Annotated in this window: 20 protein-coding genes; 9 read left to right on the top strand and 11 right to left on the bottom strand. The window is 73.3% G+C overall.

What is annotated here, in order from left to right; translation table 11 throughout:
* Nucleotides 1-7: 7 nt before the first annotated feature.
* Nucleotides 8-727 carry a ferritin-like fold-containing protein gene (locus ACFVAJ_RS20585; RefSeq protein WP_376947526.1) on the bottom strand — a complete coding sequence of 240 codons (720 nt, stop codon included), beginning with the start codon at nucleotides 725-727 and terminating at the stop codon, nucleotides 8-10.
* A 145-nt stretch (nucleotides 728-872) separates the two neighbouring features.
* On the opposite strand from ACFVAJ_RS20585, the gene ACFVAJ_RS20580 reads away from it, so the two are divergent.
* A complete protein-coding gene (locus tag ACFVAJ_RS20580) occupies nucleotides 873-2,402 on the top strand; it encodes a DEAD/DEAH box helicase (protein WP_376947524.1) in 1,530 nt (509 codons plus the stop codon).
* A 101-nt stretch (nucleotides 2,403-2,503) separates the two neighbouring features.
* Here ACFVAJ_RS20580 and ACFVAJ_RS20575 read toward each other — a convergent pair whose 3' ends face one another.
* Nucleotides 2,504-3,403: a PHP domain-containing protein gene (locus ACFVAJ_RS20575; protein WP_376947522.1), complete on the bottom strand. Its 900-nt coding sequence runs from the start codon at nucleotides 3,401-3,403 to the stop codon at nucleotides 2,504-2,506.
* A gap of 88 nt (nucleotides 3,404-3,491) precedes the next feature.
* On the opposite strand from ACFVAJ_RS20575, the gene ACFVAJ_RS20570 reads away from it, so the two are divergent.
* Nucleotides 3,492-4,517, top strand: coding sequence for an endonuclease/exonuclease/phosphatase family protein (locus ACFVAJ_RS20570; RefSeq protein WP_376947520.1), 1,026 nt, complete (start codon nucleotides 3,492-3,494; stop codon nucleotides 4,515-4,517).
* A 60-nt stretch (nucleotides 4,518-4,577) separates the two neighbouring features.
* A complete protein-coding gene (locus ACFVAJ_RS20565; protein ID WP_376947518.1) occupies nucleotides 4,578-6,152 on the top strand; it encodes an aminopeptidase P family protein in 1,575 nt (524 codons plus the stop codon).
* 17 nt (nucleotides 6,153-6,169) lie between these two features.
* On the opposite strand, the gene ACFVAJ_RS20560 is transcribed toward ACFVAJ_RS20565, so the two are convergent.
* Nucleotides 6,170-6,550: a TIGR02611 family protein gene (locus tag ACFVAJ_RS20560; RefSeq protein ID WP_376947515.1), complete on the bottom strand. Its 381-nt coding sequence runs from the start codon at nucleotides 6,548-6,550 to the stop codon at nucleotides 6,170-6,172.
* 203 nt (nucleotides 6,551-6,753) lie between these two features.
* Complete coding sequence (locus tag ACFVAJ_RS20555; RefSeq protein WP_376947513.1) at nucleotides 6,754-7,503, bottom strand: general stress protein; 750 nt, start codon at nucleotides 7,501-7,503, stop codon at nucleotides 6,754-6,756.
* A gap of 79 nt (nucleotides 7,504-7,582) precedes the next feature.
* Between ACFVAJ_RS20555 and ACFVAJ_RS20550 the strand changes: the two genes are divergently transcribed.
* From ACFVAJ_RS20550 to ACFVAJ_RS20535, 4 genes are read left to right on the top strand one after another with little or no spacing between them, the layout of a single operon-like run.
* Entirely contained in the window at nucleotides 7,583-8,911 is a 1,329-nt protein-coding gene (locus ACFVAJ_RS20550) for a magnesium transporter MgtE N-terminal domain-containing protein (RefSeq protein WP_376947511.1), read from the top strand.
* The gene (locus tag ACFVAJ_RS20545) at nucleotides 8,898-9,419 is read left to right on the top strand and encodes a DUF1003 domain-containing protein (protein ID WP_376947509.1); all 522 of its coding nucleotides are present in this window, start codon (nucleotides 8,898-8,900) and stop codon (nucleotides 9,417-9,419) included. The genes ACFVAJ_RS20550 and ACFVAJ_RS20545 overlap by 14 nt, the downstream gene beginning before the upstream one ends.
* Nucleotides 9,409-10,653, top strand: coding sequence for an Mrp/NBP35 family ATP-binding protein (locus tag ACFVAJ_RS20540; protein ID WP_376947507.1), 1,245 nt, complete (start codon nucleotides 9,409-9,411; stop codon nucleotides 10,651-10,653). Before ACFVAJ_RS20545 ends, ACFVAJ_RS20540 begins: the two co-directional genes overlap by 11 nt.
* Nucleotides 10,654-10,658: 5 nt before the next feature.
* Complete coding sequence (locus tag ACFVAJ_RS20535) at nucleotides 10,659-11,582, top strand: hypothetical protein (protein ID WP_376947506.1); 924 nt, start codon at nucleotides 10,659-10,661, stop codon at nucleotides 11,580-11,582.
* Between the two features lie 60 nt (nucleotides 11,583-11,642).
* Here the strand turns inward: ACFVAJ_RS20535 and ACFVAJ_RS20530 are convergent, their stop codons facing one another.
* A complete protein-coding gene (locus ACFVAJ_RS20530; protein ID WP_376947504.1) occupies nucleotides 11,643-13,199 on the bottom strand; it encodes a pyridoxal phosphate-dependent decarboxylase family protein in 1,557 nt (518 codons plus the stop codon).
* Nucleotides 13,196-14,662, bottom strand: coding sequence for an MFS transporter (locus ACFVAJ_RS20525; RefSeq protein WP_376947502.1), 1,467 nt, complete (start codon nucleotides 14,660-14,662; stop codon nucleotides 13,196-13,198). Before ACFVAJ_RS20525 ends, ACFVAJ_RS20530 begins: the two co-directional genes overlap by 4 nt.
* Before the next feature lie 55 nt (nucleotides 14,663-14,717).
* Between ACFVAJ_RS20525 and ACFVAJ_RS20520 the strand changes: the two genes are divergently transcribed.
* On the top strand, nucleotides 14,718-16,268 hold the full coding sequence (locus ACFVAJ_RS20520; protein WP_376947500.1) for a succinic semialdehyde dehydrogenase: 1,551 nt from the start codon (nucleotides 14,718-14,720) through the stop codon (nucleotides 16,266-16,268).
* A 55-nt stretch (nucleotides 16,269-16,323) separates the two neighbouring features.
* Here the strand turns inward: ACFVAJ_RS20520 and ACFVAJ_RS20515 are convergent, their stop codons facing one another.
* Complete coding sequence (locus ACFVAJ_RS20515) at nucleotides 16,324-16,719, bottom strand: sec-independent translocase (protein ID WP_376947498.1); 396 nt, start codon at nucleotides 16,717-16,719, stop codon at nucleotides 16,324-16,326.
* A 92-nt stretch (nucleotides 16,720-16,811) separates the two neighbouring features.
* Between ACFVAJ_RS20515 and ACFVAJ_RS20510 the strand changes: the two genes are divergently transcribed.
* Nucleotides 16,812-17,444: an O-methyltransferase gene (locus tag ACFVAJ_RS20510; protein ID WP_376947496.1), complete on the top strand. Its 633-nt coding sequence runs from the start codon at nucleotides 16,812-16,814 to the stop codon at nucleotides 17,442-17,444.
* 77 nt (nucleotides 17,445-17,521) lie between these two features.
* Here the strand turns inward: ACFVAJ_RS20510 and ACFVAJ_RS20505 are convergent, their stop codons facing one another.
* From ACFVAJ_RS20505 to ACFVAJ_RS20490, 4 genes are all read right to left on the bottom strand, one after another.
* A complete protein-coding gene (locus ACFVAJ_RS20505; protein WP_067875042.1) occupies nucleotides 17,522-17,695 on the bottom strand; it encodes a DUF3117 domain-containing protein in 174 nt (57 codons plus the stop codon).
* A gap of 170 nt (nucleotides 17,696-17,865) precedes the next feature.
* The gene (locus tag ACFVAJ_RS20500) at nucleotides 17,866-19,110 is read right to left on the bottom strand and encodes a hypothetical protein (protein WP_376947494.1); all 1,245 of its coding nucleotides are present in this window, start codon (nucleotides 19,108-19,110) and stop codon (nucleotides 17,866-17,868) included.
* A gap of 7 nt (nucleotides 19,111-19,117) precedes the next feature.
* Entirely contained in the window at nucleotides 19,118-20,212 is a 1,095-nt protein-coding gene (gene dapE, locus ACFVAJ_RS20495) for a succinyl-diaminopimelate desuccinylase (protein WP_376947492.1), read from the bottom strand.
* A 71-nt stretch (nucleotides 20,213-20,283) separates the two neighbouring features.
* The gene (locus tag ACFVAJ_RS20490; RefSeq protein WP_376947490.1) at nucleotides 20,284-20,937 is read right to left on the bottom strand and encodes a hypothetical protein; all 654 of its coding nucleotides are present in this window, start codon (nucleotides 20,935-20,937) and stop codon (nucleotides 20,284-20,286) included.
* Between the last annotated feature and the right edge of the window lie 58 nt (nucleotides 20,938-20,995).

The following is a 20,995-nucleotide window of genomic DNA, read 5'->3' as shown; positions in this document are numbered from 1 at the left end:
CGGCGGCTCAGGCCGTGAGGCCGAGCGCGTCCATGCGTCGCGTGTGCTCGGCGATCAGCTCGGTGAAGACCGGCTCGACCCGTTCGCCTGCGGTGCGGTCGGCCGAGTCGGAGGCACGAAGGGCCGAACGGGCGATGAGCAGGGTGTCGCCGACGATGCTGCGACCCCACAGGGCGAGGCGGTCGGCGAGGCCGGGCTCCGCCTCGATCGCGGCGAGCAGCTCGGCTTCGAGCACCTCGCCGATGCCGCCGCCCCCGAGGATCCCGCGGACCCGCGCACGGAGCGCCGTGGGCAGCCCCTCCGCGAGGCGCGAGAAGTAGTCGTCGAGCATGCCCGAGGTCACGTGCACGCCGAGCAGCAGCTCGGGCCAATCGGCGCCGGCCGTCGACTCGCCGAGCCGGTCGGTCGCGGGCGCGAACGGCACCATGACCGCCTCGGGTTCGACCCCCAGGTGGCGCAGTTCGGCGATGAGCTCGTGGTGCCGCCGCAGGGCCACGCCCGCTGCGGCGCTCAGCCCCTCCTTCGAGCGCATCGACGGTGCGCCGATGACGGCGGTCGAGAGGCTCTCGAAGAACTCGAGCTGGATGTAGGCGGCCTGCCCGAGGAACGGGACCGGCTCGGGCACGAGCTCGGTGAAGTCGACCTTGGTGACCTCCGTCGGGGCGACCCGGGGTCGCAGCCGCGGAAGCTCGGGGCGCGCACCGCGCCTGCTGGACCAGAACACCACGAGGACAGCCTATCCGAGGCGCACAGGCACACTCCGATAGGGTGTAAGGGCATGCGGACATCGGAGCCGCGGCCGTGCGCCCGGGGTTGAAGTCGAGGCGCACCTCACGACCTTCATTCTCGAAGCACGACCGACAGGCAGATTTGTGACCACTTTCACCGACCTCGGCATCGCGTCCGACATCGTCGACGCCCTGACCGGGAAGGGCATCGTCGATGCCTTCCCCATCCAGGAGCAGACCATCCCCCTCGCCCTCTCGGGCCAGGACATCATCGGCCAGGCCAAGACCGGAACGGGCAAGACCTTCGGGTTCGGCCTCCCGCTGATCCAGCGCCTCGGCGACGACCCCGCTCCCGGCGTGAAGGCGCTCGTCGTCGTGCCGACCCGCGAGCTCGCGGTGCAGGTCTCCGAAGACCTCGAGCTGGCGACCTCGAACCGTCCCACCAAGATCGTCTCGATCTACGGCGGCAAGGCGTACGAGGGCCAGATCGAGCAGATCAAGGCCGGCGCGCAGATCGTCGTCGGCACTCCCGGCCGCCTGCTCGACCTGGCGAGCCAGCGTCTCCTCAACCTCGGCGAGGTGCAGGAGATCGTGCTCGACGAGGCCGACAAGATGCTCGACCTCGGCTTCCTCTCGGACATCGAGAAGATCTTCTCGAAGGTGCCGGCCGTGCGTCACACGATGCTCTTCTCGGCGACCATGCCCGGGCCGATCGTGGCGCTCGCGCGCCGCTTCATGTCGAAGCCGATCCACATCCGTGCGAACGACCCCGACGAGGGCCTCACGCAGGCCAACATCAAGCACCTCGTGTACCGCGCGCACTCGCTCGACAAGGACGAGGTGATCGCGCGCATCCTCCAGGCCGAGGGTCGCGGCAAGACGGTCATCTTCACGCGCACGAAGCGCGCGGCGGCCAAGCTCGTCGAGGAGCTCAACGACCGCGGCTTCAACGCCGCGGCCGTGCACGGCGACCTGAACCAGGACCAGCGCGAGCGCGCGATGGCCGCGTTCAAGGCCGGCAAGAAAGACGTGCTCATCGCCACGGATGTCGCGGCGCGCGGCATCGACGTCGACGACGTCACGCACGTGATCAACCACACCATCCCCGACGACGACAAGACCTACCTGCACCGCGCGGGTCGCACGGGCCGTGCGGGCAAGACCGGCATCGCCGTCACCTTCGTCGACTGGGACGACCTGCACAAGTGGGCGCTCATCAACCGCGCCCTCGAGTTCGGCCAGCCCGAGCCGACCGAGACCTACTCGTCGAGCCCGCACCTGTTCAGCGACCTCGACATCCCCGCGGGCACCAAGGGCCGTCTGAAGCCGGCCGCGCCTGCGGCGAGCGCGACCCGCTCGAGCACCGCCGGTCGCAGCGAGCGCGGCGGCCGTCGCGAGGGCAACGGCGAGCGCCGCGAGGGCGATGGCGAGCGCGCCCCGCGCACCCGCAACCGCCGCCGCACGCGTGCCGGCGAGCCGGCGGGCGAGTCGGCCCCGGCGCAGGCCGACGGTTCGGTCGAGGTTCCCGCCGTGAAGGAGCCGGGCACCGGCACCCACGACGGCAAGGGCCACGAGCACCACGACGGCAAGCCCGCTCCGCGTCGTCGCCGCCGTCGCGGCGGTGCCGGGCGCAGCGGTGCGGCCGGTTCGGCCCCCGTGGCGCCGCAGGCCTAGCCCGCCGCGACCACGACTGAAGCCCGTTTCGGCGACCGAACCCCGCACCTCCCGGGTTCCGTCGCCGAAACGGGCTTCACTCGTACCCGAGGGAAGCTGCTTCAGTCGGCGGCGACGCCCGCTGGTGCGGCCGGCGGCAGCACCGGCGCCGTGCCGCGCCCCTCGGCGAGCAGGCGCGCGACGACGTCGGGCGCCGTGCGGCACTCGCCGAGCCGATTCGTCTTGCCGGTGCCGTGGTAGTCGCTCGACCCCGTGATCGCGAGCCCGAATCGCGCGGCGAGCTCGCGCAGCCGGGGCTTCGCGGCCTCCTGGTTCTCGGGATGGTCGACCTCGAGCCCGAAGAGCCCCGCGTCGACCAGCTGCGCGAGCCGCTCGGGCGGCACGATCCGTTCGGCGCCGCGGGTGCCGGGATGCGCGAGCACCGGGACCCCGCCGGCCTCGCGGATGAGGCGGACGCCGGTGAGCGGGTCGGGCGCGTAGTGCGGCTGGGCGTAGCCGGCCCGCGGGTGCAGGATCCCGGAGAACGCCGCCGACCGCGTCTCGACGAGTCCGCGGGCCACGAGCGCGTCGGCGATGTGCGGGCGGCCGATGGTCGCGCCCTCGGCGGTCTGCGCCAGCACGTCGTCCCAGCTGAGGTCGTAGTCGCGGCCGATGCGGCGCACGATCTGCTCGGCGCGCGTCATGCGGGATTCGCGGATGCGCGCGGTCTCGGCGAGCAGCGACTCGTCGAGCGGGTCGATGAGGTAGCCGAGCAGGTGCACGCTCGAGAAGCCCTCGCGCGTCGACAGCTCCATGCCGGGGATGAGGGCGACGCCCGTCTCGGCGACCGCGGCCGACGCCTCGGCCCAGCCGCTCGTCGAGTCGTGGTCGGTGAGCGCGATGCCCCAGAGCCCGGCCGCGGCGGCCTGCCGCATGAGCTCGGCCGGCGCCTCGGTTCCGTCCGACACGGTCGTGTGCGTGTGCAGGTCGGCTTCGCCGGGTCCGGCGGGGGCGTCTGACATCCCCCAATGCTATCGACGCCCGACCCGTGCGACGGGCTCGCGACATTCACCGGGCGTTCCCAGTGTCGGTGCACCTAGTGTGGATGGAATGCTCCCCCGCATCCTCGGCTGGGTCGTCGTACTCGGCACCGCCGTCGCAGCCCTCGTCCTCGTCTGGCCGCAGGCGTTCGGCCTGCAGAACCAGTGGATCGCGGCGCATGTGGTCGCCCTCCGCGGGGTCGCCGCGGTCTGCGGCCTGGTCGTCGCGGCGATCTTCGCGCTCCTCGCGATCCCCCGCCGCATGCGACGCTTCGCGGTCGCGATGGCGGTCGTCTTCGCGCTCTTCGCGGGCGGCAACGTCGCGGTGCTCGCGATGCGCGGCGCCGGCAGCGTGGATGCCACGGGCGCCGTGCCGCCCGATTCGGTCACCGTGCTGGCGTGGAACACGCTCGGCGAGGTGCCCGACGCGAGCACCATCGCGGGCCTCGCCCTCGACGAGGGTGCCGACGTCGTCGTGCTGCCCGAGACGACCGACCCGCTCGGCGAGGAGGTCGCGATCGCGATGCGCGAGGGCGGATCGCCGATGTGGGTGCACACGCTCGCCTACGACGACGTGGCGAAGGCCAGGTCGACGACCCTCCTCATCAGCCCCGAGCTCGGCGACTACGAGGTGGTCTCGGCCGAGGCGCCCGGCCCGCCCGGCAACACGAACACCCTGCCGAGCGTCGTGGCCGACCCCGTCTCGGGCGACGGCCCGCGCATCGTCGCCGTGCACGCGGTCGCGCCGATCCGGTGGGAGCTGCGCAACTGGCGCAGCGACCTCGACTGGCTCGCTGAGCAGTGCACGGGCGAGAACGTGATCATGGCCGGCGACTTCAACGCGACGGTCGACCACTTCGCCGGTCGCGGCATCGACGGCGGCGACCTCGGGCGGTGCCGGGATGCCGCGGTCGCGGCCCGCTCGGCGGCGCTCGGCACCTGGCCGGCCAGTGCGCCCGAGCTGCTCGGCAGCCCGATCGACCACGTGATGGCGACGCCCGGCTGGACGGTGGAGCGCTTCGAGGTGATCGGCAGCCTCGACGACGCGGGCAGCGACCACCGCCCGATCGCGGCCACGCTGGTCCGGGCCGGCTGAGGCCCCTGCGCTTCGCCTCGCGGCGGTTCGGCCCGCATCGGGCGGTGCGAGAATGGAGCCATGGCGAACTCGAGCGACACCTCCACCACTGAGACCGCGGCTCCGGCCACCACGAACGGCGACGACGCCGGCCGCAACGCGAACCGGTCGACGACGCCGGGCTCGGAGGGCTTCAAGAACTTCATCGGCACCGGCTGGGCCGAACGCGACGAGACGCTGCCGCAGGCCAGGCCGCAGGCCGCGAACGCCGCCGAACGCCGCGCGAAGGTCTCCGCCGCGTTCCCGGGCCAGCGCCTCGTCATCCCCGCGGGCGACATGAAGCAGCGCGCGAACGACACCGACTACCCGTACCGCGCGCACTCGGCGTTCGCCCACCTCACCGGCTGGGGCTCCGACTCCGAGCCGGGCGCGCTGCTCGTGCTCGAGCCGACCGGCGGCGCCGGTCACGAGGCGACCCTGTACTTCCGCGAGCGCGCGGGCCGCGACTCCGAGGAGTTCTACGCCAACGCCGCGATCGGCGAGTTCTGGATCGGCCCCCGCCCCTCCCTCGCGCACGTCGCAGCCGACCTCGCGGTCGCCACGCGTGACATCCGCGACTTCGATGCCGTGATCGACGCCGTCGACACCGCGACCCTCGTCATCCGCGAGGCCGACCCCGCCGTGACGGAGCGCGTCGACCACGCCCGCATCCGCTTCGCCGCCGAGCGCGTGCTCAGCGAGAACGCGCAGGATGCGGCGTTCTCGCTCGAGGTCGGCAGTGACCACGAGCCCGACGGCGAGCTCGCGCGCGTCGTGAGCGAGCTGCGCCTCGTGAAGGACGACTACGAGATCGCCGAGATGCGCGCCGCGATCGACGCGACCGAGCGCGGCTTCGGCGAAGTGCTCGCCGAGCTCCCCCGCATCACCGCCGAGGTGCGCGGCGAGCGCGTCATCGAGGGCGTCTTCGCGACCCGAGCCCGCCTCGACGGCAACGACGTCGGCTACGGCTCGATCGCGGCGGCCGGCCCGCACGCGACGATCCTGCACTGGACCCGCAACGACGGCCCCGTCGTGCCCGGCGACCTCGTGCTGCTCGACGCCGGCGTCGAGATGGACTCGTACTACACGGCCGACATCACGCGCACCTTCCCGGTGAACGGCACCTTCTCGCCCGTGCAGCGGCAGGTCTACGAGGCCGTGCTCGAGGCGGCCGACGCCGCGTTCGCCATCGTGAAGCCGGGCATCGTGTTCCGCGAGGTGCACGCCGCCGCGATGGCGGTCATCGCCCGCAAGACGGCCGAGTGGGGCTTCCTGCCGGTGTCGGCGGAGGAGTCGCTGCTTCCCGACAACCAGTTCCACCGGCGCTACATGGTGCACGGCACGAGCCACCACCTCGGACTCGACGTGCACGACTGCGCGCAGGCGCGGCGCGAGTTCTACATGGACGGCGTGATCGAGGCCGGCATGATCTTCACGATCGAGCCGGGCCTGTACTTCCAGCCCGACGACCTCACGGTTCCGGCCGAGTTCCGCGGCATCGGCGTGCGCATCGAGGACGACATCCTCGTCACCGCCGACGGCGCCGAGAACCTCTCGGTGCGGATCCCCCGCACGGTCGACGCCGTCGAGGCGTGGGTGCAGGGCGCCCGCGACTGATCGCGTCCGCCGCCGTCTCAGGCGGCCGGGTCCGCCGTACGCGCAGCACGGCGGGCCCGCCACCACGCCCAGAAGCGGGCGAGCTGACGCTTCGTGAACGCCGCGAGGCGCTTCGCCCACGCGAACTCGGTGCCGAGGATCGCGAGCCCGAGGAACACGACGAGCCAGCCCGGCCCGGGCAGCGGCACGAGCAGCAGGCCGCCGACGGCGATCACCCCGCCGAGCACGCCCACGGCGACGCGGTACGTGCGGCGCAGCGCGGGTCGACCTTCGATGCGGTGGCGGATGCCTCGGAGGAACCGCCGCAACGGCCGGTCGCCCCGCTCGCCGTCGGCGATCTCCTGCTCGATCTCGCCTTCGAGGCCCGTCGGTCGCTCGTGCGTCTCGCCGCTCGTCATGGCGACACGATATATCGCGAGTCTGTGAGTCGCCCGAGGCGTCACGACCGCTCCGGCGGCGAGTGGTCCGTCAGGGCTGACCTCCGCATCGACACGCCGCCGAATGGGGTGGTCCCTCCGGCGAGTCCGCAGGGCGATCAGCCCGGAGCGACGGCGCGGCGAATCGGCGGCACCCGCATCGCCCGGGGTCGTACGGAGAGCGGCTACGCCTCGTCGCGGCCGGCGGCGCGACCGTCGCGCTGCTCGGCCTCCCGCGCCTCGCGGGCGGCGCGGCGTGCCGCGTCCTGCGCCTCGCCGTAGGTGAGCCCGCGGGGCGCCTCCTCGGCAGGGGCGGCGGGGGCGGATGCCTCGTCGGCGCCCTCGTGCCCTGAAGGAACCACGTCGGGCTCGGCCGCCGGCACCACCGGCGGCGCGGGCGGCGCGGCGACGACGGGGGCCTGCCCCGGCGCGGGCGGGAACACCTGCCCCGAGGTGCCGAGCACGTTGCGGGCCCGCGACACGTGAGCCGGCTCGGCGATGATCGCGTAACGGGTGGCGAGCACCTGCATGACCGAGGTGAAGTCGCGACGTCGGCGGTTCACCGAGTACGAGACGACGCTGAAGATCATGCCGAAGCCCGCGCCGATGAGCACCGCCGCGCCGAGGATGCCGAGCGAGGCGCCCGACGGGGCGAAGATGAAGAAGAGGAGCCCGAGGAAGAGGCCGAACCAGGCGCCCGACAGCGCACCGGCCCCGGCCGCGCGGCTCCAGGTCAGCTTGCCGGTGATGCGCTCGACGCTCGTGAGGTCGGTGCCGACGATCGCGAGCTCCTTCACGGGGAACTCGGCCTTCGAGAGCCGGTCGACCGCGGCCTGCGCCTCGGCGTAGCTCTCGAAGCTCGCGACCGTCTCGCCCTTCGGCAGCGTCGGGAACTCGCGGCCGGCACGGCCACCGTACGGCGTCTGGTTGCTCACCGGGCCATTCTCCCATGCCCGCACGCGGCAGGGCCGGAATGAGGCCCGCGACGAGGCATCCGGGGGCTAAGTTGGAAGCGTGAGCGCCACGAGAGTCTTCGTCGCCCGACTCGCCGGGTGCGCCGTCTTCGACCCCGCCGGCGATCGGGTCGGCAAGGTGCGCGACGTCCTCGTCGTGTACCGCAAGAACGACCCTCCGCGCGTCGTCGGCCTCATCGTCGAGATCCCCGGCAAGCGGCGCGTGTTCGTCTCGATCGGGCGCGTCACCTCGATCGGCGGCGGCCAGATCATCACGACGGGCCTCATCAACCTGCGTCGCTTCGAGCAGCGCGGCGGCGAGGTGCGCGTCATCGCCGAGATGCTCGGCCGCAAGGTGCTCTTCAACGACGGCTCGGGCACGGCGACCATCGAGGACGTCGCGATCGAGGAGCAGGAGCCCGGCGAGTGGGAGGTCGACCAGCTCTTCGTGCGCCGGCCCAAGGGCGCCTCGCCGTTCTCGAAGGGGCAGTCGGCCTACGTCACGTGGCGCGAGGTGCGCGAGCAGCTCGCCACCGGTGAGGCGCAGTCGGCCGAGCAGCTCATCGCGACCTACTCCGAGCTGAAGCCCGCCGACCTCGCGTCGACCCTGCTCGACCTTCCGGCGCAACGGCGCCAGGAGGTCGCCGAGGAGCTCCCCGACGACCGGCTCGCCGACGTGCTCGAGGAGATGCCCGAGTCCGACCAGGTCGTGATCCTCGCGGGCCTCGGCGACGACCGCGCCGCCGACGTGCTCGACCACATGCAGCCCGACGACGCCGCCGACCTCATCGCCCAGCTCCCCGAGGAGCGCGGCGAGCACCTGCTCGAGCTCATGGAGCCCGAGGAGGCCGAGGACGTCCGGTTCCTCCTCTCCTACGGCCCCGACACCGCGGGCGGCCTCATGACCACCGAGCCGATCATCGTGTCGGCCGACGCGACCGTCGCCGAGGGGCTCGCGCTCATCCGTCGCCACGACCTGCCGCCGGCGCTCGGCGCCGCGGTCTGCGTGACGCTGCCGCCGTACGAGCCGCCGACGGGCCGGTTCCTCGGCATCGTGCACTTCCAGCGGATGCTCCGGTACCCGCCCCACGAGCGCCTCGGCACCCTGATCGACCAGGGCCTCGAGCCCGTGCGGGCCGACACCTCGGCCGCCGAGGTGAGCCGCATCCTCGCGAGCTACGACCTCGTGTCGGTGCCGGTCGTCGACGAGAAACACCGACTCGTCGGGGTGGTGACGATTGACGACGTGCTCGACTACCTGTTGCCCGATGACTGGCGAAGTCACCCCGAGGAGGACGAGCTCGCCAAGCGCAGTACCGCGCGGGCGCAGCTGACGACGGGAAGCATCCCGATCCCATACGGAAGGAGGGGAGCAGATGGCACGCGCTGAGTCGGAGGACCGTCGATTCGACACACCGAAGGGCATTCGCCGCACCGCTCCCTTCCGCGGGGGCTCCGGCGACAGCGATCGCTTCGGCCGCTTCACCGAGTGGGTCGCGCGCGGCATGGGCACCCCCGCCTTCCTCGTCGGGCTCTCGGTGTTCGCGATCGGCTGGATGGCGTGGAACACCTTCGCACCCGAACCGTGGCGATTCGACTCGATCGCGATCGGCTTCACGGCGCTCACCCTCGTGCTCTCGCTCCAGGCGTCGTACGCGGCCCCGCTCATCCTGCTCGCGCAGAACCGGCAGGACGACCGCGACCGCGTGCAGATCGAGCAGGACCGCCAGCGCGCCGAGCGCAACCTCGCCGACACCGAGTACCTCGCCCGCGAGGTCGTGGCGCTGCGCCTCGCCGTGAAGGACCTGGCGTCGAAGGAGTTCATCCGCGCCGAGCTCCGCGCGATGCTCGAGGAGCTCGACCGTCGCGACGAGGAGGAGGCCGAGCATGCCGGCTGAGCCCGGCGGCCCCGGCGAGCCCGGCGCGACGAACGAGACCGCCGCGCCCGGCTCCCCCGCGACGCCGCTCGAACAGGCCGTGCTGCGCGCCCTCGCGTCGGTCATCGACCCCGAGATCCGCAAGCCCATCACCGAGCTCGACATGGTCGATCGCGTCGTCGAGGCGGGCGAGGGCCGGGTCGAGGTCGGCATCCGCCTCACGATCGTCGGATGCCCCGCCTCCGACCGGATCGAACGCGACGTGCGGCAGGCCGCCGAGTCGGTCGCGGGGGCGGGCAACGCCGCCGTCGAGCTCTCGGTGATGACCCCCGAGCAGCGCGCCGCGCTCACCGAACGACTCCGCGGCGGCCGGGCCGCGCGCACCAACCCGTTCGGCCCCGGCTCCCTGACGCGCGTCATCGCCGTGACGAGCGGCAAGGGCGGCGTCGGCAAGTCGACCGTCACGGCGAACCTCGCGGTGGCGCTCGCCGCCCGCGGCCTCGCGGTCGGCCTCGTCGACGCCGACGTGCACGGCTTCTCCATCCCCGGACTGCTGGGGCTCGTCGACGACGACGGCCTCGCCGCCCGCCCCACGCGGGTCGACGAGATGATCCTGCCGCCCGTCGCGCACGGCGTGAAGGTCATCTCGATCGGCATGTTCGTCGAGCCGACCGCCCCCGGCGGACGCGCCTCGTCGACGGCGGTCGCCTGGCGCGGGCCGATGCTCCACCGCACCCTCTCGCAGTTCCTCACCGACGTGTACTTCGGCGACCTCGACGTGCTGCTCGTCGACCTGCCGCCCGGCACGGGCGACGTCGCGATCTCGCTCGGGCAGCTGCTGCCGAACGCCGAGGTCGTCGTCGTGACGACGCCGCAGGCGGCCGCGGCCGACGTCGCCGAGCGCTCGGGCGTCGTCGCACGCCAGACGGGGCAGCGCATCGTCGGCGTGGTCGAGAACATGGCCGCGCTCGTGCAGCCCGACGGCACGCTGCTCGAGCTGTTCGGCTCGGGCGGCGGCGAACTCGTCGCCGAACGCCTTTCACAGGGCGCCGACGGCGCCTCGGGCGAGCCCGTGCCGCTCCTCGCGAGCGTGCCGCTCAGCATGGCGCTGCGCCAGGGCGGCGACTCGGGCGTGCCCGTCGTCGTGGCCTCCCCCGACGATCCGGCGGCGCGTGCGATCGAGCAGGTCGCCGCGAGGCTCTCCGCGATGCCGCGTTCGCTCGCGGGGCGCCGGCTCGACGTCTCGGTGCGGTGAGTCGGATGCCACGTGCCGATGCCGCTCGGCGGCGCGCGTGGCTCGGAACGGGGGCGCCCTCGACGCTCGCGGCGGCCGCTGCGTCGGTCGCGACGCTGGCGCTGCTCGCGGCGTGCAGCGCACCCGCCGGCGGCCCGGGGCCGCTGCCCGACGGGCTGACCGTCGGCGTGCAGCAGGGGCGGCTCGACGTCGAAGCGCGGCGGCTCGTGGTGCACCTCGAGAACGGCGGGTCGTCGCCGGTGACGATCGAGCGGGTCGAGGTCGTGCTGCCCGAGCTCGGCGCCGAGCTCGCCTACGCCGACGAGGTCGAGCTGACGGCCGACGACGCCATCGATCTCCGCTTGGAGCTCCCGCCGCCGGGCTGCGCGGAGGACGAGGACGGCGCGGCGAGCGACACCGAGCCCGTGGTGCGCCTCGAAGGGCGCGGCGGGTCGAGCGGCGCCGCGTTCGCGGGCGAGCGCGCACCCGACGACCCGTTCGAGACGCTGCCCCGCATCGTCGCCGCCGACTGCCTCGAGGCCTCGGTCGCGGAGGTCGCGACGATCACGATGCCCGAGCACCTGCGGGTCGAGGGTTCGGGCGCGGCGCAGCGGGCGTGGATCGACGTCGCCGTCGACCCCGCCCCCTCCGGCGACGGCTCGCTCGCGATCGAGCTCGTGCGGGGTTCGACGCTCCTCGGCAACGAGGCCGGCACCGACTGGCCCCTCGGGCTCGAGATCGCCCCGAGCGACCCCCCGTCGGTCGTTCCGCTCGCCGTGCGACCCGCGCGGTGCGACGCGCACGTGCTCGCCGACGACAAGCGCGGCACCATCCTCGCCTTCGTCGTCACGACCGGCGACGGCCGATCGGGCATGATCGACCGTCCGTCCTCCGACGCGCTGAAGGCCGAGCTCTACGACTACGTCACCGAGCGCTGCGAACTCCAGTAGCGCCGGCGACGGGCGCCGCGTCGGCGATCGGAGCACCGGGCGGAGCCGCCCGGTACGGCCTCACCCGACCGCGGGCGGCTCGACCACGCGGGCCAGGAGCTCGACGAGCAGCCGCTCGGTGAGCGGCCCCGGCAGCGCCTCCACGAGCGCGAGCACCGGGGCCAGCCGGTCGGGCAGCGCCCCCTCGCCGCCGAGGAGGCCGGCGGCCCCGAGGATCGCGGCCGCGGTGTCGGAGTCGAGGCCGCCGTCGGCACCGGCGAGCGCGTCGAGCCCCGACGGACCGCCCTCGCTGCCGAAGCCGGGCAGCGCCTCGACAAGGCCGGCGAGCGCGGCGCCGCCGTCGATCTGCGGGATGCCCCGCACCTCGTCTGCCGCGACCACGAGCGCCGCGGCGAGCTCGGGCAGCACCCGCTCGGTGACCGGCGTCACGGTGAGGTGCGTCGTGTGCGGCAGCCGGGTGCCGTCGGACTGGGCGAGCCCGGGCTGCAGCTGCAGCTGCCAGCCGGCCGAGCGCGCGGCATCCGCCCAGTGATGGGGATCGACGCGGGAGCCCTCTGGGACCTCCTCGTCGGTGGCGACCGCGAGCAGCGGGCCCGTCGCCGACCCCACGACCCGAAGGCCCTCGATCTCGTCGATCGTGGCGCGAAGCGCCGCGGTCGCGCGCGCCGCCTGCGCCGTGAGCTCGGTGAAGCCCGGCTCGCCGAGCGCCTCGATGATCGCCCAGGCCGCCGCGAGCGGGCCGGCCGGCTTGGAGCCGGTCATCGTCGGGTTCACGACGGGGTACCCGGGCCATCCGGTCGTGGCGAAGTACTGGTGCCGCTGACGATCGCGACCGCGGGTCAGCAGCACCGACGCACCCTTCGGCGCGTAGCCGTACTTGTGCAGGTCGGCCGAGAGGCTCGTCACGCCGGGCACCGACAGGTCCCACGCGGGCAGGGGCTCGGGCCAGAACGCGAGCGCGAAACCGCCGATGCAGGCGTCGACGTGCAGCGCGATGCCGCGCTCGGCCGTGATCGCCGCGACATCGGCGACGGGGTCGAGGGTCGCGAAGGGGTACGACGGGGCGCTGAGCACGACGAGGGCGACGTCGTCGCCGAGCCGCTCCTCGATCGCGGCCGGGGCGAGCGTGCCCGTCGCCGGGTCGACCGGCACGAGGTCGAGTTCGAGCCCGAAGTAGTGCGCGGCCTTGTGGAAGGCCGCGTGCACCGTCACCGGGGCGACGAGGCGCGGCACCCGCGGCGACCCGAGCCGGGCCGTGCGCCACGCGTCGCGGGCCGACTTCACGGCGAGCAGGCAGCTCTCGGTGCCGCCCGAGGTGACCGAGCCGACGACCACGTCGGCGCTGCCGCCGCCGTCGCCCGCGCCGCCGCCGAGCACGCGGCAGGCGAAGCCGACGACGCTCCGCTCCATCGCGGCGACCGAGACGAACGTCGTCGGGTCGAGCCCATTGACCGGCTGCACGCGCCGGGCGGCCTCGGCGGCGAGCTCGTCGAGCGCCGACAGCCCCGAGTCGTACACGTACGAGAGCACCCGTCCGCCGTGGGTCGGCGCATCGGCCGAGCGCAGCGCGTCGAGCTCGTCGAGAATGTCGGATGCCTCGCGGCGGAACCCGCTCATCGGGTGCTCCCATCGGTGGTGCTCGGGGCGCCCTGCGCCCCGGGGGTGTTCGGGTGGCCGGGTTCGCCCGGTCGTTCGCCGGCGCTCGGGGCGACGTCGATGTCACTGCGCCGCAGCGGGTAGCGGCGGAGCACGACGACGCTCGCGCCGACGAGAAGCGCGGGCACGAGGCTGAACGAGAGCGCGATGCCGGCGATCGCGGCGGCCGACTGCTCGACCGTCTCGGCGCCGGTCGACTCGAGGTAGCCGGTCGCGGCGAGCATGAGGGTGAGCAGCGTCGCGCCGAGCGCCATGCCGGCGGTCTCCCCCGCCGTCCACACGCCGCCGAAGCTGCCGGCCCGCTCGCGGCCCGTCATGCGGGCGTCGTGCGAGATGACGTCGGGCAGCATCGCCATCGGCAGCGACTGCATGCCCGCGTACGCGGCGCCCGCGACGGCGACGGGCAGGTACACCCACGGCCCCGGCAGCCAGACGATCATCACCATGCTGAGCGTGGCCGCCGCGAACACGAGGCTCGCGATGCGGAACGCCCGTTCCTTGCCGATCCTGCGGGCGAGCACGCCCCACGCGGGGGCGACGAGCAGCGCGGGCGCGATCAGCGCGACGAACAGCAGCGTCACCGCGGCCTCCGACTCGAGCACCCAGGTCGCGACGAACTGCGCTCCGGCGAGCATGAGCCCCGTCGCGAGCCCCTGCAGCACGAAGACCGCGAGCAGCACCCGGAACGGCAGGCTCCGGCGCAGTGCGCGGAAGCCCTCGCGGTAGCCGTCGACGGCCGGCTCGGCGGCCGTCGACCCCGCCGGGGCGGGTGCGTCGGCGCGGCGGAGGCCCGTGGCATCCGACCGCTTCGCCGTGCCCGCGGCGATCAGCATGCCGACGCCGATGACGACGCCGGCGACGATCGCCATCACGAGGTAGCCCGTGACCTCGTCGTCGAACGCACGACGGATCTCGGGGCCGCCGGCGCCGAACAGCAGGATCGCGAGGGTCAGCACCACGACGCGCCAGGTCAGCAGCCGCGTGCGCTCGTCGTAGTCGGGGGTGAGCTCGGCGGGCAGGGCGATGTAGGGCACCTGGAACAGGCTGAAGGCGGTCGCGGTGGCGAGGAACGCGATGAAGACCCACGCGCCGGATGCCGCGGCACCGACGCCCGGGGGCACGGCGAAGGTGAGCGCGAAGCCGACGGGCAGCGCGAGCGCGCCGACGAGCATGCCCGTGCGACGCGTGCCGCTGCGGAGGAGCGCTCGGTCGCTGCGGGCGCCGATCCACGGGTCGATGACGACGTCCCAGACCTTGGCCGCCGTGACGACGAGACCGGCGATGAGCGCGCTCACGCCGAGCGTGTCGGTCAGGTAGTACACGAGGACGAGTCCGGGCAGCGTCGCGAAGCCACCGGTGCCGAGCGATCCGATCGCGTAGCGGGCCACGACGCCGCGGGACAGGGGACGCTCCGCTGCGGTCATGGAGGCAGTGTACTCACTCGGCTGACGACTGGGTCAATTGTCCTAGACTGTGCGCATGCGCGCCCAGACCGCCCCCGCCGACCTGTACCGCAGCCTGACCGACGACGTCGTCGCCTCGGGCTCCGAGACCACCGCCGTGCCGACCCCCTCGACCGGTGAGACCCTGCACGAACTGCCCCGTTCGAGCGCCGCCGACGTGCACGACGCGATCGCGCGCGCCCGCCTCGCGCAGCTCTCGTGGGCGCGGGCGGGCTTCGCCGCCCGCCGCCGCATCCTGCTCGCGGCGCACGACCTCATCCTCGAGCGCCGCGAAGAACTGCTCGACCTCATCCAGCTCGAGAGCGGCAAGACCCGCGGGCAGGGCATCGAGGAGATCTACCAGGCCGTCTCGGTCACCCGCTACAACGCCATCGCCGCCCGCAGGGTTCTGCGCGGCCGCGCCGCGCGCTCCGGGGTGCCGACCGTCGCCACGACCCGCGTGCGCTTCGCGCCCAAGGGCGTCGCGGGCGTCATCACCCCGTGGAACTACGCGCTGAGCCTCGCCGCGATGGACGTCGTGCCTGCGCTCGCGGCCGGCTGCGCCGTGGTGCAGAAGGCCGACGACCAGGGCGCACTGTCGATCCTCGCGCTGCGGCGCGCCTACATCGACGCCGGCGTGCCCGAGGCGCTGTGGGCCGTCGTCACTGGCGACGCCGCCGAGGTGGGCGAGGCCCTCACCGACGAGGCCGACTACATCTGCTTCACCGGCTCGACCGCGACGGGCCGCAAGATCGCCGAAAAGGCCGGGCGCCGTCTCGTCGGCGCCTCGCTCGAACTCGGCGGCAAGAACCCGCTGCTCGTGCTCGACGACGCCGACCCCGCTCTGGCCGCCGCGAACGCCGCCCACGCCTGCTTCTCGGCGATGGGGCAGCTGTGCGTCTCGATCGAGCGCATCTACGTCGACCAGAAGATCGCGGGCGAGTTCCAGCGGGCGCTCGTCGAGCGCCTGCGCAGCGCGAAGCTGGGCGCTGGGCTCGGCTTCGGCGCCGACTTCGGCTCGCTCGCGAGCGCGGCCCAGCTCGCCCGCGTCGAGGCGCATCTCGCCGACGCGGTCGCGAAGGGGGCGACGGTGCTCGTCGGCGGCAAGGCCCGCCCCGACCTCGGACCGTGGGTGTTCGAGCCGACGATCCTCACGGGCGTTACCCCCGAGATGGACGTCTACGCCGAGGAGACCTTCGGCGCGATCGCCTCGCTCTACCTCGTCTCGAGCGACGACGAGGCGGTGCTCGCCGCGAACGCGAGCCAGTACGGGCTGAACGCCGCCGTGTTCACCGGCTCGGCCCGTCGCGGGCAGCGCATCGCCGACGCCCTCGCCGCCGGCAGCGTGAACATCAACGAGGGCTACCGGGGCGCGTTCGCCTCGGTCGCGGCCCCGATGGGCGGGGTCAAGCAGTCGGGCGTCGGTCGCCGCAACGGCGACGCCGGGCTGCTGCGCTTCGTCGAGCCGGTCACGGTCTCGCAGACGACGGGCCTGCTGCAGCTCCCGCGCACGTCGGTCGAGTACGAGGCGAAGGCGCCGCTCCTGCTGCTGCTCGCGCGCGCGCTGAAGGCCATCCGCCGCGCCTGACGCGCGCGGCGACCGTCGAGCCGGCCGAACGTCGCGACGCGGCGCGACGGCCGGCTCAGGTGGCTTCGGAGTCGAACGGCGCCGGCTCGCCCGCGCCGAGCGACTCGCGCTTGCGCTTGCGCTGGAGGTAGGCCGAGTTCTCGTTGACGGCGGCCCGCGCGACCACCGGCGCGGCGGGCGTCTCCTCGGCGAAGGGGTCGACGTCGGTCAGGGCTTCGCGGATGATGCGACGGGGATCGTACTGACGCGGGTCGAGCTTCTTCCAGTCGACGTCGTCGAAGTCGGGACCCATCTCTTCTCGCATGCGGTCCTTCGCACCGCTCGCCATGTCGCGGAGCGAGCGCACGAGCCGCCCGAGCTGCGCGGCGTAGTGCGGCAGCCGTTCAGGCCCCAGCAGGAAGACGGCGATCACCCCGATGATGAGGAGCTTCTCGAACGTCAGACCGAACATGCCTACAGGATAGTCGGCGGCGAGGCATGCGAACGCCACCGGCCGCGGCCCGTAGGCTTGGGTGCTGAGAGTAGCCACCAGGGAGCCGCCACGTGTCCGATCACGACCTGAACTGGAAGTACGCCGACGAGTCCGTCGTCGAGTCCGAGCCGATCGTCAAGGCCCGTCAGCAGTCCCTCGAGCTCGGGGTCGATCCCGTCTCCCCCGCGGTCGGCGCGCAGCTCGCCGTCGTCGCGGCCGCGTCGCGCGCGAGTTCGATCATCGAGGTCGGCACCGGCGTCGGGGTCTCGGGCCTCTGGATGCTGCAGGCGGCCCGCCACGCGCTGCTCACCTCGATCGACACCGAGAACGAGTACCAGCAGCACGCCCGCCAGCACTTCGCCGACGCCGGCGTCGCGGCGGCGCGCGTGCGGCTCATCGCCGGACGTGCGAGCGAGGTGCTCCCGCGCATGAACGAGAGCTCCTACGACATCGTCTTCATCGATGCGGATGCCCCGTCGGTGATCGAGTACGCCGAGCACGGCCTGCGGCTCGCGAAGCCCGGGGGCAGCGTGCTCGTGGCCCGCGCGCTGTGGAAGGGCCGGGTCGCCGACCCGGCGAAGCGCGACGAGGCGGCGAGCGCGTTCCGCACGCTCATCGCCGAGCTCGCCCCCTCGACGGCGGTGGCGACCGCGATCTCGCCCGCGGGCGAGGGCCTGCTCCAGATCGTCAAGCTCGGCGCCTGACCCGGCCGCCCGACGATTCGTTAAACGACTCGAGCCCCGAGAACGTCCTCGGGGCTCGCCGTCGTATTGCGTGTGACTCAGGCAGGGTTCACGACGCCGCCGAGGACGTCGTAGAGCTCCTTGGCCTCAGCGTCGTTCACCGAGACGACAAGACGACCGCCACCTTCGAGCGGCACGCGCACGATGATGAGTCGACCCTCCTTCACAGCCTCCATAGGCCCGTCTCCGGTGCGTGGCTTCATGGCCGCCATTGAGCTCCCCTTTCGTGGCTGAGATTCCATTATCGGCCATCTGCGGCGGTGCTGGGAAATCACCCCGAAAATGTGGATAACCCGTCGGGGGTATTCGCACGCCGTCCGCCGACCGGACTCCGGGCGTTCACCGCCGCGTTCACGGCGCGGAAGTCAGGATTCCTGCCCGATCAGGGCGGGGTCCAGTCGTACGCGTCGATGCGCCAGACGAGCGCGATCCACGCGTATTGCAGCGCAATGAAGAGCAACACGATCGACCAGCGGTACCACCGGGCGCGCGGAACGGCGAGCGCTCCGACGATCGGGAACATCGGCGAGACGATGCGGAAGGTCGACGACTGCGGGAAGAACACCGCGAGCAGGTACAGCGCGTAGCTCGCGAGCCAGAATCGGATGTCGACGCCGAGGCGACGGACCGCCGGGAGGAACAGCACGACCGCGAAGGTCGCGACCACCACGACGACGGCTCCGATGCCGAACCACGCGGGCAGCCCCACCCAGTTCGCCCACCACGCGCCGCCCTGGAACCAGGCGGCGAACGGCACGAGCTCCTGGTAGCCGATGTACCCGGCCCGCCACGCGAGCTCGGTCGCGGTGTACCCGTCGGGCACCCCCGTGGCCGCCCACACGACGAGCGGCCAGGCGAATCCGACGGCGGCCGTGAAGAGACCGACGCCGATCACGACGAGCTGCTCGCGCACCGGGAACGGGTCGCGGGCGCGATGCCACCACCGCCAGACGAAGTGCAGTCCGAGCGTGAGCGCGAAGGCGAGCGCCCCGGGCCGCGTGAACGCCCACGCCGCGACGACGGGCACGAGCCATCCGTAGCGCCGATCGACGAGCAGGAGCAGCGCGAGCGCGACCCACAGGAACCCGAGCGACTCGGCGTAGCCGAACTGCATGATCGGCGAGACCGGCGCGATCGAGAACAGGACCACGGCGAAGAGCGCGCGGTCGGGTTCGAGGAACCGCGACATCAGGCGGTGGAAGACGAGCGCGGCACCGAGGCCCGCGAGCACGGCGACGCCGACCGAGGCCACGTTCCACGGCACCCCGAACCAGGTGACGAGGCCCGTGAGCTGCGGGAAGACCGGCATGAACGCCCACGCGTTCTCGCCGATGTGGCCGTCGTCGCCGACCGGCAGCTCCCGCGGGTAGCCGACGACCCGGATGATCTCATACCAGCGGGCGTCCCAGATGTTCGCGAAGTCGAAGTAGCCGGGCTGGGCGCCGGTCCAGGCGTTCTGCCCCTGCCGCCCCGCGACCTCGAGCACCATGAGCGTGGTCAGCACGCGCGCCGCGAGGTACACGCCGACGACCTTCGCCCACCAGGGCGCGAGACGCCACCGCACTCGCGGCGACCACCTCGTGACACGCCCCGGATCGGGATCGCGCGCCTCGGCCGGGGCGCTCATGCGACGGTCAGACGACACCCGTGAGCCAGTCGCGCAGTGCCCGCTCGGTCTCCGAGATCTGGGAGAGCGCGACGCGCTCGTCGTCGGCGTGCGCCTTCAGCGGGTCGCCCGGGCCGAAGTTCACGGCGGGGATGCCGAGGGCGCTGAAGCGGGCGACGTCGGTCCAGCCGTACTTGGGCCGCGCCTCGGCGCCGACCGCGGCGACGAACTGCTGCGCGAGCGGGGCGTCGAGCCCGGGGCGGGCGCCCTCGGCGCTGTCGACGATCTCGACGTCGAAGCCCTCGAACACCCCGCGGACCAGCTCGGATGCCTCGGCGACGCTGCGGCTCGGCGCGAAGCGGTAGTTCACGGTGAGCACCGCCTCGTCGGGGATGACGTTGCCCGCGATGCCGCCGCGCACGAGCACCGCGTTCAGCCCCTCGCGGTAGGCGAGCCCGTCGACCTCGACGGTCGCGGCCTCGTACTCGGCGAGGCGCGCGAGCGCCGGCGCGAGCTTGTGGATGGCGTTGTCGCCGACCCAGCTGCGCGCCGAGTGCGCCCGCAGGCCGGTGGTGCGCACCTCGGCGCGGAGCGTGCCGTTGCAGCCGCCCTCGACCTGCCCGTTCGAGGGCTCGCCGAGGATGGCGAAGTCGCCCGCGAACAGCTCGGGCCGGTTGCGCGAGAGCCGGCCGAGTCCGTTGAGCGAGGCGGCGACCTCTTCGTGGTCGTACCACATCCAGGTGAGGTCGACGATGGGCTCGGTGAGCTCGAGCGCGAGCTTGAGCTGCACGGCGACGCCGGCCTTCATGTCGACGGTGCCGCGCCCCCACAGGTACTCCACGCCGTCGATCGTCTCGAATCGGGTGGGCACGTTGCCGTTGATCGGCACGGTGTCGATGTGGCCGGCGATCACCACGCGGCGGTCGCGGCCGAGGTTCGTGCGGGCCACGATCGTGTCGCCGTCGCGGATGACCTCGAGGTGGGACGCCCCGGCGAGCGCCTGCTCGATGAGGTCGGCCAGCAGCCGCTCTTCGCCCGATTCGCTCGGGATGTCGCCGATCGCCTGCGTGATGGCGACGGCGTCGGCGGTGAGGTCGAGCGAGAGCGGGGCGGCGGCGGGCATTCCACGAGTCTATTCACGTGGGATGCCCGCCGCCCGGCGCGGCGTCGCCGAGCGCCGTTCGCGCGGCCCGCTCAGCTCGCCGCTGCGAGCCGGCGGGCGTCGGCGATGAGGGCGATGGCGGTGAGCGCCTGCCCGAGGCCGAGGTGGACGACGAAGGCGAGCCACGCCGACTCGTCGAGCCCGGCGCCGCCGACGAGCACGACGCCGACCACGGTCATCGGCCAGCTCGAGGTGAGGAACGGCAGGGCGCGCGCCGGACCGTGCCAGTGCCCGACGGCGAGGATGCCGACGGCCGCGAGCCAGAAGGCGCCGAGGGTGAGCGGCGAGATGACGTGCTCGGCCTGTTCGACCACGACCTGCGGCAGCAGGGGGCCGACCGCGAGGAACGCCGTCGCGCCGACGAGCGCGGCGAACGCGACGGCGCCGACGGCGCGCCAGACCCGGCCGGGGCCGAAGGCGCCGGCGCGCAGGGCGATGCCGATCACGATCGCGAGGCTCGCCGAGTAGGCGACCGAGGCGACGTCGTCACCGAGGTAGGCGTCGCCGTCGGCGGGCCAGGGCAGGGCGGTGAACAGCGCGAACAGCCCGAGCAGCACGAGCGCCGCAGCGCCGGCGAGACGGATCTGCAGCGCACTCAGGCGCCGCTGGGCTCGGGCCGCGGCGGGCCGGGCCGGCATCGGGGGCGCGTCGGTGCGCGCGGTGGGCGGGGTCTGTACGGTCGACATGCTTCGAGGCCTTTCGGATGCATCGTGGCGCGCCGGGTTCGACGCCCTCCGAGCCTCG

This window comes from Agromyces sp. NPDC057679, from assembly GCF_042799635.1.
Classification (GTDB): Bacteria; Actinomycetota; Actinomycetes; order Actinomycetales; family Microbacteriaceae; genus Agromyces.
This window is presented reverse-complemented; position numbering and strand designations above follow the sequence as displayed.

What these genes read in the sequence shown, in the direction of transcription:
- ACFVAJ_RS20515 (WP_376947498.1), bottom strand. Translation starts at nt 16,719, where the DNA reads ATGTTCGGTCTGACGTTCGAGAAGCTCCTCATCATCGGGGTGATCGCC.
- dapE (WP_376947492.1), bottom strand. Translation starts at nt 20,212, where the DNA reads ATGCCCGCCGCCGCCCCGCTCTCGCTCGACCTCACCGCCGACGCCGTC.
- ACFVAJ_RS20520 (WP_376947500.1), top strand. Translation starts at nt 14,718, where the DNA reads ATGCGCGCCCAGACCGCCCCCGCCGACCTGTACCGCAGCCTGACCGAC.
- ACFVAJ_RS20500 (WP_376947494.1), bottom strand. Translation starts at nt 19,110, where the DNA reads ATGAGCGCCCCGGCCGAGGCGCGCGATCCCGATCCGGGGCGTGTCACG.
- ACFVAJ_RS20525 (WP_376947502.1), bottom strand. Translation starts at nt 14,662, where the DNA reads ATGACCGCAGCGGAGCGTCCCCTGTCCCGCGGCGTCGTGGCCCGCTAC.
- ACFVAJ_RS20570 (WP_376947520.1), top strand. Translation starts at nt 3,492, where the DNA reads ATGCTCCCCCGCATCCTCGGCTGGGTCGTCGTACTCGGCACCGCCGTC.
- ACFVAJ_RS20560 (WP_376947515.1), bottom strand. Translation starts at nt 6,550, where the DNA reads ATGACGAGCGGCGAGACGCACGAGCGACCGACGGGCCTCGAAGGCGAG.
- ACFVAJ_RS20565 (WP_376947518.1), top strand. Translation starts at nt 4,578, where the DNA reads ATGGCGAACTCGAGCGACACCTCCACCACTGAGACCGCGGCTCCGGCC.
- ACFVAJ_RS20505 (WP_067875042.1), bottom strand. Translation starts at nt 17,695, where the DNA reads ATGGCGGCCATGAAGCCACGCACCGGAGACGGGCCTATGGAGGCTGTG.
- ACFVAJ_RS20490 (WP_376947490.1), bottom strand. Translation starts at nt 20,937, where the DNA reads ATGTCGACCGTACAGACCCCGCCCACCGCGCGCACCGACGCGCCCCCG.
- ACFVAJ_RS20545 (WP_376947509.1), top strand. Translation starts at nt 8,898, where the DNA reads ATGGCACGCGCTGAGTCGGAGGACCGTCGATTCGACACACCGAAGGGC.
- ACFVAJ_RS20575 (WP_376947522.1), bottom strand. Translation starts at nt 3,403, where the DNA reads ATGTCAGACGCCCCCGCCGGACCCGGCGAAGCCGACCTGCACACGCAC.
- ACFVAJ_RS20535 (WP_376947506.1), top strand. Translation starts at nt 10,659, where the DNA reads ATGCCACGTGCCGATGCCGCTCGGCGGCGCGCGTGGCTCGGAACGGGG.
- ACFVAJ_RS20530 (WP_376947504.1), bottom strand. Translation starts at nt 13,199, where the DNA reads ATGAGCGGGTTCCGCCGCGAGGCATCCGACATTCTCGACGAGCTCGAC.
- ACFVAJ_RS20540 (WP_376947507.1), top strand. Translation starts at nt 9,409, where the DNA reads ATGCCGGCTGAGCCCGGCGGCCCCGGCGAGCCCGGCGCGACGAACGAG.